10 protein-coding genes, 1 pseudogene and 1 riboswitch are annotated in these 12,915 nt (G+C 69.3%); of the genes and pseudogenes, 1 reads left to right on the forward strand and 10 read right to left on the reverse strand.

Annotated features, from left to right (window positions below):
- Nucleotides 1-13: 13 nt before the first annotated feature.
- From NP80_RS18960 to thiC, 5 genes are all read right to left on the reverse strand, one after another.
- Nucleotides 14-1,285 carry an EAL domain-containing protein gene (locus NP80_RS18960; protein ID WP_006401168.1) on the reverse strand — a complete coding sequence of 424 codons (1,272 nt, stop codon included), beginning with the start codon at nucleotides 1,283-1,285 and terminating at the stop codon, nucleotides 14-16.
- 204 nt (nucleotides 1,286-1,489) lie between these two features.
- Nucleotides 1,490-2,416, reverse strand: coding sequence for a DMT family transporter (locus NP80_RS18965; RefSeq protein ID WP_006401167.1), 927 nt, complete (start codon nucleotides 2,414-2,416; stop codon nucleotides 1,490-1,492).
- A 178-nt stretch (nucleotides 2,417-2,594) separates the two neighbouring features.
- Nucleotides 2,595-2,831 (reverse strand): hypothetical protein, encoded by a 237-nt coding sequence (locus NP80_RS18970; RefSeq protein WP_006401166.1) that lies wholly within the window; start codon nucleotides 2,829-2,831, stop codon nucleotides 2,595-2,597.
- A 313-nt stretch (nucleotides 2,832-3,144) separates the two neighbouring features.
- Nucleotides 3,145-3,357 (reverse strand): glycine zipper 2TM domain-containing protein, encoded by a 213-nt coding sequence (locus tag NP80_RS18980; protein ID WP_012467552.1) that lies wholly within the window; start codon nucleotides 3,355-3,357, stop codon nucleotides 3,145-3,147.
- A 236-nt stretch (nucleotides 3,358-3,593) separates the two neighbouring features.
- On the reverse strand, nucleotides 3,594-5,525 hold the full coding sequence (thiC, locus tag NP80_RS18985; protein ID WP_006401164.1) for a phosphomethylpyrimidine synthase ThiC: 1,932 nt from the start codon (nucleotides 5,523-5,525) through the stop codon (nucleotides 3,594-3,596).
- Between the two features lie 120 nt (nucleotides 5,526-5,645).
- A riboswitch (TPP riboswitch) is annotated at nucleotides 5,646-5,763 on the reverse strand.
- 507 nt (nucleotides 5,764-6,270) lie between these two features.
- Here thiC and NP80_RS18995 point away from each other — a divergent pair.
- Nucleotides 6,271-7,419, forward strand: a pseudogene (locus tag NP80_RS18995) (EamA family transporter); the annotation flags it as partial.
- A 314-nt stretch (nucleotides 7,420-7,733) separates the two neighbouring features.
- On the opposite strand, the gene NP80_RS19000 reads toward NP80_RS18995, so the two are convergent.
- The 5 genes from NP80_RS19000 to NP80_RS19020 all read right to left on the reverse strand — a co-directional run bounded on the left by NP80_RS19000 (nucleotide 7,734) and on the right by NP80_RS19020 (nucleotide 12,909).
- On the reverse strand, nucleotides 7,734-8,933 hold the full coding sequence (locus tag NP80_RS19000) for an MFS transporter (RefSeq protein ID WP_006408886.1): 1,200 nt from the start codon (nucleotides 8,931-8,933) through the stop codon (nucleotides 7,734-7,736).
- A 320-nt stretch (nucleotides 8,934-9,253) separates the two neighbouring features.
- Nucleotides 9,254-10,078, reverse strand: a complete 825-nt coding sequence (locus NP80_RS19005; protein WP_006408883.1) for a phosphodiesterase — start codon at nucleotides 10,076-10,078, stop codon at nucleotides 9,254-9,256.
- A gap of 53 nt (nucleotides 10,079-10,131) precedes the next feature.
- A complete protein-coding gene (locus NP80_RS19010) occupies nucleotides 10,132-11,163 on the reverse strand; it encodes an ABC transporter ATP-binding protein (protein ID WP_006408887.1) in 1,032 nt (343 codons plus the stop codon).
- Between the two features lie 13 nt (nucleotides 11,164-11,176).
- Nucleotides 11,177-12,073 (reverse strand): ABC transporter permease, encoded by an 897-nt coding sequence (locus tag NP80_RS19015; RefSeq protein ID WP_045594049.1) that lies wholly within the window; start codon nucleotides 12,071-12,073, stop codon nucleotides 11,177-11,179.
- 11 nt (nucleotides 12,074-12,084) lie between these two features.
- Nucleotides 12,085-12,909, reverse strand: a complete 825-nt coding sequence (locus tag NP80_RS19020; RefSeq protein ID WP_006411737.1) for an ABC transporter permease — start codon at nucleotides 12,907-12,909, stop codon at nucleotides 12,085-12,087.
- Nucleotides 12,910-12,915: the final 6 nt, after the last annotated feature.

The following is a 12,915-nucleotide window of genomic DNA, read 5'->3' on the forward strand; positions in this document are numbered from 1 at the left end:
GCGCGATCCGGCGCTAACGCATCACCGTGCCCGCGCTGTCGAGTACGAAATCGACGCAGAAGACGACGAGCTGCCCGCGCGCATGCGTTGCCACGGCCGCCGTATAGCAGTCGCGGCCTTCGGTCAGCGAAAAATGCGGTCCCATCAGCGCGACGCGGCCGGGTGCCGCGATCGCGCGCTGGAAGTACGGCCGCCGCGACCAGTTGCTGTGGGTCTCCGGAAACAGCGGCGCGAGCCGCGTCGTGCCGGCCGGGCCCGGAGCGCCGATCGACGGCAGGAACTGCTCGCCGATCTCGTCGGTGACGAATACGCGCCGTGCGGCCGGCACCGCGAACACGCGCTGCGCGGCATCGTGCAGATCGCCGCTCGCGGCAAACGCCGCAGCGCCCGCAAGCACGAGCCGCTCGATCGCGTCGAAGCCCGGCTGCGCAGGAGCCGGCGGCGCATGCCGGCGCGCGATGAAACGCTGCCACGCCGCATCGAGCATCGCGGGCACGGCCGCACTCGCGTGCGCGATCGACGTGTCGGGCTGGCCGAACTGAAAGCCCTGCACGAAGTCGATGTCGGCATCCATCAGCGCCTGCAGCGCGTCGTCGCTTTCGACGCCTTCGGCGAGCACCATCGCGCCGGCCTGATGCAGCATCGACACGAGATGATGCATGATCCGGCGATCGTCGGGCGACCATGTCGAACGCTCGACGAGCGAGCGGTCGAGCTTCACGATGTCGGGCCGCGCACGCCACACGCGGTCGAAGTTCGAGAACCCGGTGCCGAAATCGTCGATCGCGATCAGGAAGTCGCGATGCTGGATCATGTCGATCGTGCGCGCGAGTGCGGCTTCGTCGCGCGCGGGCTGCTCGATGACCTCGAGCACGATGCGGTTCGGCGACAGCGAGAAGTGGCGGCACAGCGCTTCGACGAACTCGCGCTGCACGAGGCCCGAATCGAGCACGCGCGGCGTTACGTTCAGGAACAGCCAGCCGTCGCCGATGCCTTGCGCGACGAAGTTGGCCGTATGCAGGCAGCGCGCGAGCCGGTCGAGCAGCAACGAATCGGCGTCGTTGCGCGTGCGGTCGAACAGCGCGGTCGGCGAGATCAGCATGCCGTTCGCGTCGACCACGCGCAGCAGTGCCTCGTAGCCGACCACGCGCTTGTGCGTGATCGACAGCACGGGCTGGAACGCGCTGCGCAGCGTCGTGCCGCGGTAGGTCGCGACCCAGCCGCCGGGCGTCGGTGTCAGGCGATCGAGGAGGGAGTCGAGCGAGAGATCGCGCGAGGACTTCATGTCGGTAGCGCGCTGGCGCGAACGGAAGGGGCGATTTCACGCCGCCACGCAGGTGCGATCGCGCGCGAACGCGGATGCGGGAGAACGTGGGACATCGGGGCCGCCTTCTGCGGATGAGTGTTCGCAGTGTACCGGGAATGGCGCGGCGCGCGTATCAGGGTAACTCCACACGCGCCGCGCCGGCCGCGCGCCGCCGGCCGGCCCTCAGGCCGCTTCGCCGCCGCGCGGGCCGATGCCGGGAATGCGCTTGATCGCACCGGTCGCGAGCGCGGTGCCGACGAGCACGATCGCGCAACCTTCGACCATCGCGAGCGACACCTGTTCGCCGAGAAACAGCGCGCCCCACAGCAGCCCGAACACCGGGATCACGAACGTCACGGTGATCGCGCGTGCGGGGCCGATATGCGAGATCAGAAAGAAGAAGATGAAATACGCGACGCCCGTGCACGCGATGCCGAGCGCGAGCACGGCGCCCCACGCGTGCGCGCTGACGGCCGCGGCCGGCCACGTCGCGATCGCGAACGGCACGAGCAGGACGGTCGAGCCGATCATGCTGCCGGTCGCGTTGATCAGCGGGTCGACGCCGCCGAGCTTGCGTTTCGTGTAGTTCGCGGCGATCCCGTAGAGCAGCGTCGCGCCGAGCGCGGCTGCCGCGGCGAGTGCCGTGGTGCCGGCGCCGGCGTCGCCGTGCGCGGTCGCGACCTGATCCCACACGAGCGTCAGCACACCGGCGAAGCCGATCACGAGCCCGAGCGCGCGCAACCACGACAGCTTGTCCTTCAACCACAGATAGGCGACGAGTGCGCCCCACAGCGGCGTCGTCGCGTTGATCACCGACGTCACGCCGGCCGACAGCGTCAGCTCGGCGAACGCGAACAGACAGAACGGCGCGCCGGAATTGAGCACGCCGACGACGAACAGCGGCCCCGCATGGCGACGCAGCCGCGCGGCGAGATCGGCGGCGGGGAAGCGCGTGAGCGCGAACGCAGTCAGGAACAGCGCGCCGATCCCGACGCGCAGCGCCATCAGCGGCGCGACGCCGAATTCGGCGACGCCGATCCGGATGAACAGGAACGACGCGCCCCATAGGGCGGCGAGCACGGTCAGCAACAGCGCATTTTTCGGGGACATCGGGCGGGCGGCAGAGGGTGGATGCGCTGAATCTTACACCGCGTTACGGCCGGTCGTTTCACGATCGAATGAAACGACAAGAAACGGGAAGAGGGGGAAGAGCGCGCGGCGCCGCGACGGCGCAACGCGCGCCATGCGCTATGCAACCGCGACGACGCGCATGGGTTGCCTGCGGCCGTCAGTGATGGCGCCAGCCGCCGCGTCCGCCGCCGAAGCCGAAGTTCAGCGACAGCGACGGGCCCCAGTAGCCGCCCCAAGCCGGCGCATAGGCGGGCGCCGGATAGTAGTAGACGGGTGCGGGATCGACATAGACGGGCGCCGGCTGAACCGGCGCGGCCGCGTAATAGCCGTACGGGTAGTAGCAGCCGGCGAGCGCCGTGCAAGCGAGCGCGGCGGCGACGAGCGTCCTGTTCATGATGTCACTCCGGCGGCCGACGAGCGGCCGATGCGTGGGTCGTGCGCGCCGTCGTGAACGGCGCGGTATCGCGCCGGCCTGCTTCGTACGCACCGTGAATCGTCATCCGAATGCGCGTGCGCGCGGGCGTTCGCGCGATTACACGCGAAGCATACGCCGCGCACCGGTGACACGCTGTACGAAACGGTAACGGATCATTTCCGCACCCGCGCGCGAGCGGCTCATGCGAAAACGGCGCTTCGCTGCCGCGCAAGCGCCGTGGGCGGACCGGAGCGACATGTCGCGCACCGCATCGCGGCGCGCGTGGTGCCGCTTACTTGCCGACCTGGTTGCCGATCAGGCCGCCGGCCGCTGCGCCGCCCAACGTCGACAGCGCGTTGCCGCCGATTGCCGCGCCCGCGACGCCGCCGACGCCCGCACCGATTGCCGTGTCACGCTGGCGCCTCGTCATCGAGTCGCAGGCCGACAGGCTGGCCACCGTTGCGACGAGGAGAGCGCACACCCCAATACGCCGAATCGAGTTCATGATCGTTGTCCTTGTGGTAGTGAACGGAAGGGCGCGCGGCCGGCCCGCGGCCGCGCATGAATTCAATCTACGCGCGCGCCTGCGGTGCTGCTGTAAGGACTTGTTAAGCCCCGACGCGTTTCGTAATGAATTGTTTCGCCCCCACGCACAGGCACGCGCGATGCGAGCGGGCGCGCAAAAAAGCCCGCGCGAAGGCGGGCTCGACGAACGACGTGCGCGCCGCGGCGCGCCGTGCGTCACTGACGATGATAGATTTCCGAGCCGCTCTTGACGAACTCGACGGCCTTCACTTCCATCCCTTTCTGCAGCGCGTCCGCTTCGGACACGCCCTGCTGCGCTGCGAACTCGCGCACGTCCTGCGTGATCTTCATCGAGCAGAAGTGCGGGCCGCACATCGAGCAGAAGTGCGCGACCTTGGCCGAATCCTTCGGCAGCGTTTCGTCGTGGAATTCGCGCGCCTTGTCCGGATCGAGACCGAGGTTGAACTGGTCTTCCCAGCGGAACTCGAAGCGGGCCTTCGACAACGCGTTGTCGCGCACCTGCGCGCCCGGATGACCCTTCGCGAGATCGGCGGCATGCGCGGCGAGCTTGTACGTGATGATGCCTTCCTTGACGTCGTCCTTGTTCGGCAGGCCGAGGTGTTCCTTCGGCGTCACGTAGCAGAGCATCGCGGTGCCGAACCAGCCGATCATCGCGGCGCCGATGCCCGACGTGATGTGGTCGTAGCCCGGCGCGATGTCGGTCGTCAGCGGCCCGAGCGTGTAGAAGGGCGCTTCCTTGCACCAGTCGAGCTGCAGATCCATGTTTTCCTTGATCAGCTGCATCGGCACGTGGCCCGGACCTTCGATCATCACCTGCACGTCGTGCTTCCATGCGATCTGCGTGAGCTCGCCGAGCGTCTTCAGCTCGCCGAGCTGCGCTTCGTCGTTTGCGTCGTAGATCGAGCCGGGGCGCAGACCGTCGCCGAGCGAGAAGCTCACGTCGTACGCCTTCATGATCTCGCAGATCTCTTCGAAGTGCTCGTAGAGGAAGCTTTCCTTGTGATGCGCGAGACACCACTTCGCCATGATCGAGCCGCCGCGCGACACGATGCCCGTCATCCGGTTCGCGGTCAGCGGCACGTACTGCAGGCGCACGCCGGCGTGGATCGTGAAGTAGTCGACGCCTTGCTCGGCCTGCTCGATCAGCGTGTCGCGGAAGATTTCCCAGGTCAGTTCCTCGGCCTTGCCGTTGACCTTCTCGAGCGCCTGGTAGATCGGCACCGTGCCGATCGGCACCGGGCTGTTGCGGATGATCCACTCGCGCGTTTCATGGATGTGCTTGCCGGTCGACAGATCCATCACCGTATCGCCGCCCCAGCGGATCGCCCACGTCATCTTGTCGACTTCCTCGCCGATCGACGACGTGACGGCCGAGTTGCCGATGTTCGCATTGATCTTCACGAGGAAGTTGCGGCCGATGATCATCGGCTCCGATTCCGGGTGATTGATGTTGGCCGGGATGATCGCGCGGCCGCGCGCGACTTCGTCGCGCACGAATTCCGGCGTGATCTCGCTCGGCGCGTTGCCGCCGAATGCCGCGGCGCCGAACGCCTGCCCCGGATGCTGGCGGCCCATCATCGCGGCGAGCTTCGCGCCGTTCGGGCCGCTCGCCTTCAGGCTCTCCAGGTATTCGGCGCGGCGCTGGTTCTCGCGGATCGCGATGAACTCCATCTCCGGCGTGATGATCCCCTGACGCGCATAGTGCATCTGCGTCACGTTCTTGCCGGCGCGTGCGCGGCGCGGATTGCGGTGCAAGCCCGGGAAGCGCAGGTCGGCCGTGGCCGGATCGGCCGCGCGCTCGCGGCCGTACTGGCTCGACAGGCCGGGCAGCGTTTCGGTGTCGCCGCGTGCTTCGATCCAGCGCTGGCGCAGCGCCGGCAGGCCCGCGCGGATGTCGATCTTGGCGTCCGGATCGGTGTACGGGCCCGACGTGTCGTAGACGTAGATCGGGGGATTCTTTTCGCCGCCGAAGCCGGTCGGCGTGTCGGCCTGCGTGATCTCGCGCATCGGCACGCGGATGTCGGGCTGCGAACCCGTCACATAGACTTTCCGCGAATTGGGCAGCGGCGCGACGGCAGCAGCGTCGACGTGGGCGTCGGCAGACAGAAACTTCGGATTGGCGTTCATGCAATCTCCTTGTCGGCCCGAGTGGGCGCCTTGGCGTTCACCCGGGCCCCGTGACGAATGGGGGCTCGAGCTAAGCAGGAGACGAGTTTGGTGAGGCGGCGGGTTTCGTCAGAGGGATGGCGGCGAAGCCCGTACGCTTCCCTGCGCTGGCATTATCCAGATCAGGTTCAAAGGGTATTTCTCACCCACAATGCCGGCCGGTTCGACCGGGAGCATTGCAGGACCCCCGCGTTAGCAAGGGCACACGATACACCGGCTTCGCGGCGGATTCAACCGGAACCGGCCGCGGCGCGACGTGCGCGCGCAGCATCGCCGGCGCCCGCCTCGCACGCACTGCGCGACGCACGCGTGTGCCGGCGGCTGCGCACTGCAGCATCGTGCCGTGCGGCGTGTGCGGAAAACTTCGGGACCGCGATCGTTTCGACGGGCGTCGCCGCTTTGCGGCGTACGACACGCGCGCCGGCCGCCGAAATGTCGCGCCGAAACGTCAGTCCTGTTCCTTTCAGCAGTGTCAGGCGATGCTTTCGAATCCTTGGTGCCATAATGCCGAGCGTGCGCAGCCGTTGCGGTTGCGCACGTTTTTTTGTCCCTCTGCCGCCGCCTGCCGGTTTTCATTCGTCGCCGTTCGCACTGTCATGTCGTTCCGCACGTCCGCTTTCGCTTTCCCGGCCCTGTCAGGGCCGCTTGCCGGCGTCGCCGGCGTCTTTCGGCGGAGCACGCGGCGCGACGTGCGGGCGGTCAGGCCATGACGCCGCTCGACCGTCTGCTCGATTTCCTCGCGCGCTTCCCGCTGCGGATTCGTCTGCCGCAAAGCCGCGGCGGCCGCGTTGCGCTCGCGCTCGTCTTCATCTATTTCGTCTGGGGTTCGACGTACAGCGGGCTGCATTTCGCGCTGCAGTCGTTCCCGCCGCTGCTGCTGTCGGGGCTGCGCAACCTGCTCGGCGGGATCGGCCTGTTCGTCTTCGCGCTGCGCCGCAAGCCCGAATGGCCGACGCTCGTCGAGATCCGTAATGCGGCGATCGTGGGCACGATGCTCGTCGCGCTGTCGTCCGGCACGATCGCGCTCGGGATGCGCACGGTCAGCAGCGGTTCGGCCGCGGTGATGGTCGCGACGGTGCCGCTGTTCGCGACCGTGATCGCGGCGGTCGCCGGGCGGCGCGTGACGAAAGGCGAGTGGGCGGCCGTCGCGCTCGGGATGGTCGGGATCGTCGTGCTGAATTCGGGCGGCGCCGCCGCCGAAAACTCGGCGCTCGGCACGATCAGCGTGCTGGCCGGCGCGCTGTTCTGGGCAGGCGGCGCGCATCTCGCGACGCGGCTCAAACTGCCGTCCGACCTGTTTCTTTCGACGTCGCTGCAGATCGGCCTCGGCGGGCTGATGTCGACGCTCGCCGCATGGCTGCTCGGCGAGCATGTCGAACACCTCGCGGTCGCGCCGGTGTTCGCGTTCGTCTATCTGATGGTGTTCTGCACGATGGCCGCGTACGTCGCGTACGGCTATCTGATCCGGCACACGAGCCCGATCATCGCAAGCAGCTGCATGTACGTGAATCCGATCGTCGCCGTGGCGCTCGGCGCGCTGATGCTCGGCGAGCCGGTGACGATGGCGACGGTCGTCGCGACCGTCGCGATCCTCGGCAGCGTCGGGCTGTCGTTCCTGTTCGATCCGGCGCGTCGGCCGGCAGCGGCCGCGGCCGGTTCGCCGGTTGCTGCGACTGCGTCGGCGTCTGTGTCGGCGGCTGATGGCGCGTCGGCGTACGAGCCGATCGCAGTCCCCGTGCCGACCGCGATGCCGGACGTCGCGCCCGGTATGACGGCGGCCGCCGTGTCCGCGGCGGGTGCGGTGGCGAATGCTGCGCCGGACGGCGCGGCGGCCGGTGCGGCGGCAGCGGATGCAGGCGTGGTCGATGCGGTGGTATCCGGCGCTGCGGCAGTCGATGCAGAGGTAGCCGGCGAAGCAGTCGTCGATGCAGTGGCAGTCGGTGCAGCGGTAGGGGGCGCAGCGGTCGTTGATGCAGCGGTAACCTATGCAGCGGCAGCCGGTGCTGCAGCGGTCGACGCCGCGACGGCCGGCACAGCGGCAGTCGATGCAGCAGCACCCCACGCGGCGACGCCCGACACGTTGTCGCCACTTGCGCCGCGGCCTGCGCGCGAGTCCTCACCGCAGCGCGCGGACGCGTAAGGCGCCCGCCCCGCGCGCGGCGGCGGCGCTCAGCCGCGCTTGCCGCCGACGTAGTGGAACGCGCCTGCGAGCGCGGTAAACAGCAGTCCGGCCGCGCACATGCCGAGCCAGCCGGCTGCGCGCCAGGCCATAACGCCGACCGACGAGCCGAGCGCGCCGCCGATGAAATAGCACACCATGTAGACCGTGTTCACGCGGCTGCGCGCTTCCGGCTTCAGCGCGTAGATGCGCGACTGGTTCGAGATCTGCGCGGCCTGCACGCCGACGTCGAGCACGATCACGCCGATCACGAGCCCGACCAGGCTCGTGCCCGACAGCGCGAAGATCACGAACGAGACGGCCAGCAGCGCGATCGCGAGCGAGATGATCGCGCGCGGCCCGCGCGTGTCGGCAAAGCGTCCCGCATACGGCGCCGCGAGTGCGCCCGCCGCGCCGACGATGCCGAACAGGCCGGCCGCCTGCGGACCGAGATGAAACGGCGGCCCTGCAAGCAGCAGCGTCAGCACGGGCCAGAACGCGCTGAACGCCGCGAACAGCGAGGCGCCCGTCAGCGACGCTTCGCGCAGCCCGCGCAATTCGACCACGAGGTGCCACATCGAGCCGAGCAGCTTGCCGTACGACAGCGTCGAGGTCGGCGAGCTGCGCGGCAGCCGCAGCACGATGACGACTGCCAGCACGACGAGCGCGGCCACCGATGCGCCGAACACCGCGCGCCACCCGAAGTATTCGGCGACGAAACCGGCGGCCGTGCGCGCGAGCAGGATGCCGATCAGCAGGCCGCTCATCACGGTGCCGACGGCATGGCCGCGCTCGGCCGGCGGCGCGATCTCGGCCGCGAACGGCACGGCCTGCTGCGCGATCGTCGCGAGCACGCCGATCGCGAGGCTCGCCGCCGCGAGCACGACGAGCGACGGCGCGCTGGCGGCCGCGATCAACGCGACCGACAGGCCCGCCATCTGCAGCAGGATCAGCGTGCGGCGATCGAAGCGGTCGCCGAGCGGCGCGAGCAGGAACATGCCGGCCGCGTAGCCGAGCTGCGTCGCGGTCGGCACCGCGCCGATCCACGATGCACCTTGCGGAAACGCCGAGCGGAAGCTGTCGAGCAGCGGCTGGTTGTAATAGATGTTCGCGACCGACACGCCCGCGATCGTCGCGAGCAGCAACAGCAGGCTGCGCGAGTAGTGGGGCGAGGCGGCGTCGGTCGGACGGTCGGACGAAGCGATGGACATGGCTGCACGGGACGAAAGGAGCGCGTCGCGGCGCGCGCGGCCCTGGCGGACGCACGCAGCCGGACGTCGATCGAGGGTGCCGATCATACCGGAGCGCCGCAAATCGTGCCGGCGCGTGCCGGCGGCCCGATCGGGCGGGAGGGCGCTCTGTAAGGTGCGCCGGCTGTCGATACGGCACGGCGGTCGTCCGCTCGTCGGCATACCGGAGCGCTGCGAACCATGCCCGCGGCGACATGCCGTGCGATCGCGCCCCGGCGAACCGCGATGCGCGCGCGTCGCCGATGCGCGATCGCCGCCGGCGCAGCCACGCCCCAACCGCGTCAGTCGACCAGTTCCCCGGACGGCTCGTAAAACGGATACGGCCCGTCGCCCTCGTCGACGTACACGTGATGCGAAACCATCCCGGTGTCCGGCGCGTACCGGTGGACCGCGAACGCCGGCGGCTCGAGCCGGAACGCGGACGGCCCGTCCGCGCGCAGGTCGAAGGCGACCTGATGGGCAGGCGCCGGCACCGCCGACGCGAGCGTTCCGCCGAAGCGCGTAAACATCGTCCGGTGCACGTGCCCGCAGAGCACGCGCTCGACGTTCGGATAGCCGCGCAGCAGCGCATCGAGCTTCGCGGCCGCGCTCGGTGCGAGCCGCAATGCATCCATGTGCGCGATGCCCGACACGAACGGCGGATGATGCAACGCGACGATCGTCGGCCGGTCGCGCGCGGCGTCGAGCTGCGCGGCGAGCCAGCCGAGCCGCGCATCGCACAGGTCGCCGCCGCTCGTGCGCGGCACCTGCGAATCGAGCGCGAGCACGCGCACCGCGCCGATGTCGAGCGCGTACTGCACGAATTCGCCGTGCTGCAGTTCGTGGCGATCCGCGAACGCGCGACGCAGCGCCGCGCGATCGTCGTGATTGCCGACCATCAGGTAGTACGGGATCTCGAGCGGCGCGAGCAGATCGCGCAGATGCCGGTATTCGTCGTCATGGCCGAAATCGGTCAGGTCGCCCGTGACGAGCACCGCATCGGGGCGCGGCACGAGCGCATTCAGCTTCGCGACGCAGCGCGCGAGCGCGGCCGCAGTGTCGACGCGCCGGTACGCGAGCTGGCCCGGACGCTTGATGTGGAGATCGCTGATTTGAGCAAGCAGCATCGTCGGTTCCTCGGAGGGATGTCGTTATCGTGGGTGCGCGCGAGGCGCGCCGCTCATGCGCCGAGCGCGATCAGCCCGTCGGTCGCGATCGACAGGCCGACCGCGGTGCCGCGTGCAAGCGCGATGCGGCCCGGCACGTCGATCACGAGCGCGTCGGGCGCCGCATCCTCGATCGTCAGCCGCGTGCGCTCGCCGAGGAACGCACATGCGCCGACCGTGCCGCGCAACGGTGCATTGGCCGGATCGGCGAGCTGCGCGTCCTCGGGACGGAAGAACCATTCGTCGCCCGCATGCGGCGTCGCGATCGCGCCGCCCGTCGTGACCAGCGCGCCGTCCCGCCATTGTCCTGCAACGCGATTCAGCGTGCCGATGAATTGCGCGACCGTGCGGTTCGCGGGGCGGTAGTAGACGTCGCGCGGCGTGCCGATCTGTTCGATGCGACCGGCGCCCATCACGACGATCCGGTCGCCGAGCTCCATCGCTTCGGCCTGGTCGTGCGTCACGTAGACGGTCGTCACGCCGAGCGCGCGCAGCAGCGCGTTCATCTCGCGGCGCAGTGCGTCGCGCAGCTTCGCATCGAGCGCGGTCAGCGGTTCGTCGAGCAGCAGCACACGCGGGCCGACTGCGAACGCGCGTGCGAGCGCGACGCGCTGACGCTGTCCGCCGGACAGCTGATCGATCGGCTTGTCCGCATGCGCGTCGAGCCGCATCATCGCGAGCAGTTCGTCGACACGCGCGCGCAGCGCACGCGGCTCGGTGCGGCGAATCTTCAGCCCGTAGCCGACGTTGCCGCGCACGGTCAGGTTCGGAAACAGGGCGTAGTTCTGGAACACCATGCCGACCTGCCGACGCTCGATCGGCAGCGCGGTCACGTCGTCGTCGCCGAATGCGATCGTGCCGCCGGCATCCGGCGTGTCGAGGCCCGCGATCAGGCGCAGCGTCGTCGTCTTGCCACAACCGGACGGGCCGAGCAGCACGAGCGTCTCGCCCGCGCCGATCGACAGGTCGAGCGGTTCGAGCACGCGCGTGCCGCGAAACGTCTTCGCGCAGCGGGTCAGCGTAATGGGAATGGAATCGAGTTTCATCGGAACGGAAAGATCAGCGTGCGCGCCGCTTCGACGCGCGCGTGCCGGACGGATCGACGCCGAGCCATTGCATCGCGACGAGCAGCGGCAGCGTCATCAGCAGGAACAGGATCGTGTAGGCGCTGCCGACTTCGAGACGCAGCGACGCATAGGTATCGGCGAGACCGACCGGCAGCGTCTTCGTGTCGGGCGTATGCAGCATCCACGTGAGGTTGAATTCGCCGATCGACAGCGTGAGCACCGCGAGCGCACCCGCGACGATGCCGGGGCGCAGGTTCGGCAGCACGATCGTCGCGAAGCGCGTGGCGAACGACGCGCCGAGGCTCGCCGCGCCTTCCTCGAGCGTGCGCAGGTCCGCGCTCGCCGCGACGGCCGCGACCGCGCGCACCATGAACGGCAGCGTGAACACGACGTGGCCGGCGACGATGAACCACAGACTCATCCGGAATGCGGTGAAGCCGCCGTAGACGATCAGCAGCGCGAGCGCCGACGCAAGGCCCGGCAGCGCGACGGGCAGCACGAGCGCTTCCTCGATCACGCGCGCGACGCGGCTGCGGCTGCGCGCGAGCGCATAGCCGGCCGGCACGCCGACGACGAGCACGATCGCGAGCGTCGCGAACGCGACGGCGAGCGACAGCCAGATCGAGCCGTGATACTGCTGCCACACTTGTTCGAGCCAGCGCAGCGTGAGGCCGCTCGACAGCCCGCGGAAATAGTTGACGGTCAGGCCCGCGAGCACCGACATCGCGACGGGCACGATCAGGAACGCGCAGAGCAGCAGCGTGACGCTCCATTGCAGCGCGGCGATCGCACGGCCGCCGGCCCGGCGCGGCACGCGACGCGAACGGCCGGCCGCGCGCGCCGACGATGCCGCGCGCGGCGGCGCGGAAGAATCGGAAAGCGATGGCATCGAATGCCTCCTCAGGCCGCGGCAGCGGCGGTGTGACCGGCGAACCGGCGCGCGAGCGCGAGCACGGCCCACGTGACGATGCCGAGCACGATCGACAGTCCGGCGGCCGTCGCGATGTTCGCGTTCAGCGTGAACTCGGTATAGATCGTCATCGGCAGCACGTCGAGATCGGTCGCGAGCGTAAACGCGGTACCGAACGCACCCATCGCGGTGGCGAAGCAGATCGCACCGGCCGCGATCAGCCCCGGCGCGAGCGCGGGCAGCACGATGTCGGCGAAGATGCGCCACGGCGACGCGCCGAGCGAGCGTGCGGCTTCCTCGAGCGACGGATCGAGCTTCGCGGCTGCGGCGATCACGGTGACGATCACGCGCGGAATCGAGAAGTACAGGTAGCCGACGAACAGTCCCGCGATCGAATACGCGAACACCCACTTGTCGCCGGTCAGCTTCGCGGACAACGCGCCGATCAATCCCTGCCGTCCGGCGAGCATGATCACCATGAAGCCGACAACGACGCCCGGGAACGCAAGCGGAAAGGTCAGCAGCGCGAGCAGCACGCGCTTGCCGGCGAATTCGCGGCGCGCGAGCAGCAGGCCGGAAATCGTCGACAGCGCGAGCGTCGCGAGCGTAACGCCCGCGGACAGCGCGACGGTCGCGCCGAGGCTTTTCATGTAGCGCGCGTTGCCGAGCAGCGCCGCGTACCGCGCGACGAATCCGCCGTCGGCGGAGACGTGCACGAGCGCCGCCATCGGCAGCAGCCAGAATGCGGCGAACACCGCGAGCGCCGGCGCGACGAGCGCGATGCGCCAGCGCAGCGGAAAGGTCAGATCAAGCATCGGCGC

This window comes from Burkholderia multivorans ATCC BAA-247, assembly GCF_000959525.1.
GTDB classification, from domain to species: domain Bacteria; phylum Pseudomonadota; class Gammaproteobacteria; order Burkholderiales; family Burkholderiaceae; genus Burkholderia; species Burkholderia multivorans.

Bases quoted from the DNA above. Each gene is read 5' to 3' on its own strand.
- NP80_RS18960 (WP_006401168.1), bottom strand. From the start codon at position 1,285: ATGAAGTCCTCGCGCGATCTCTCGCTCGACTCCCTCCTCGATCGCCTG.
- NP80_RS18965 (WP_006401167.1), bottom strand. From the start codon at position 2,416: ATGTCCCCGAAAAATGCGCTGTTGCTGACCGTGCTCGCCGCCCTATGG.
- NP80_RS18970 (WP_006401166.1), bottom strand. From the start codon at position 2,831: ATGAACAGGACGCTCGTCGCCGCCGCGCTCGCTTGCACGGCGCTCGCC.
- NP80_RS18980 (WP_012467552.1), bottom strand. From the start codon at position 3,357: ATGAACTCGATTCGGCGTATTGGGGTGTGCGCTCTCCTCGTCGCAACG.
- thiC (WP_006401164.1), bottom strand. From the start codon at position 5,525: ATGAACGCCAATCCGAAGTTTCTGTCTGCCGACGCCCACGTCGACGCT.
- NP80_RS19000 (WP_006408886.1), bottom strand. From the start codon at position 8,933: ATGTCCATCGCTTCGTCCGACCGTCCGACCGACGCCGCCTCGCCCCAC.
- NP80_RS19005 (WP_006408883.1), bottom strand. From the start codon at position 10,078: ATGCTGCTTGCTCAAATCAGCGATCTCCACATCAAGCGTCCGGGCCAG.
- NP80_RS19010 (WP_006408887.1), bottom strand. From the start codon at position 11,163: ATGAAACTCGATTCCATTCCCATTACGCTGACCCGCTGCGCGAAGACG.
- NP80_RS19015 (WP_045594049.1), bottom strand. From the start codon at position 12,073: ATGCCATCGCTTTCCGATTCTTCCGCGCCGCCGCGCGCGGCATCGTCG.
- NP80_RS19020 (WP_006411737.1), bottom strand. From the start codon at position 12,909: ATGCTTGATCTGACCTTTCCGCTGCGCTGGCGCATCGCGCTCGTCGCG.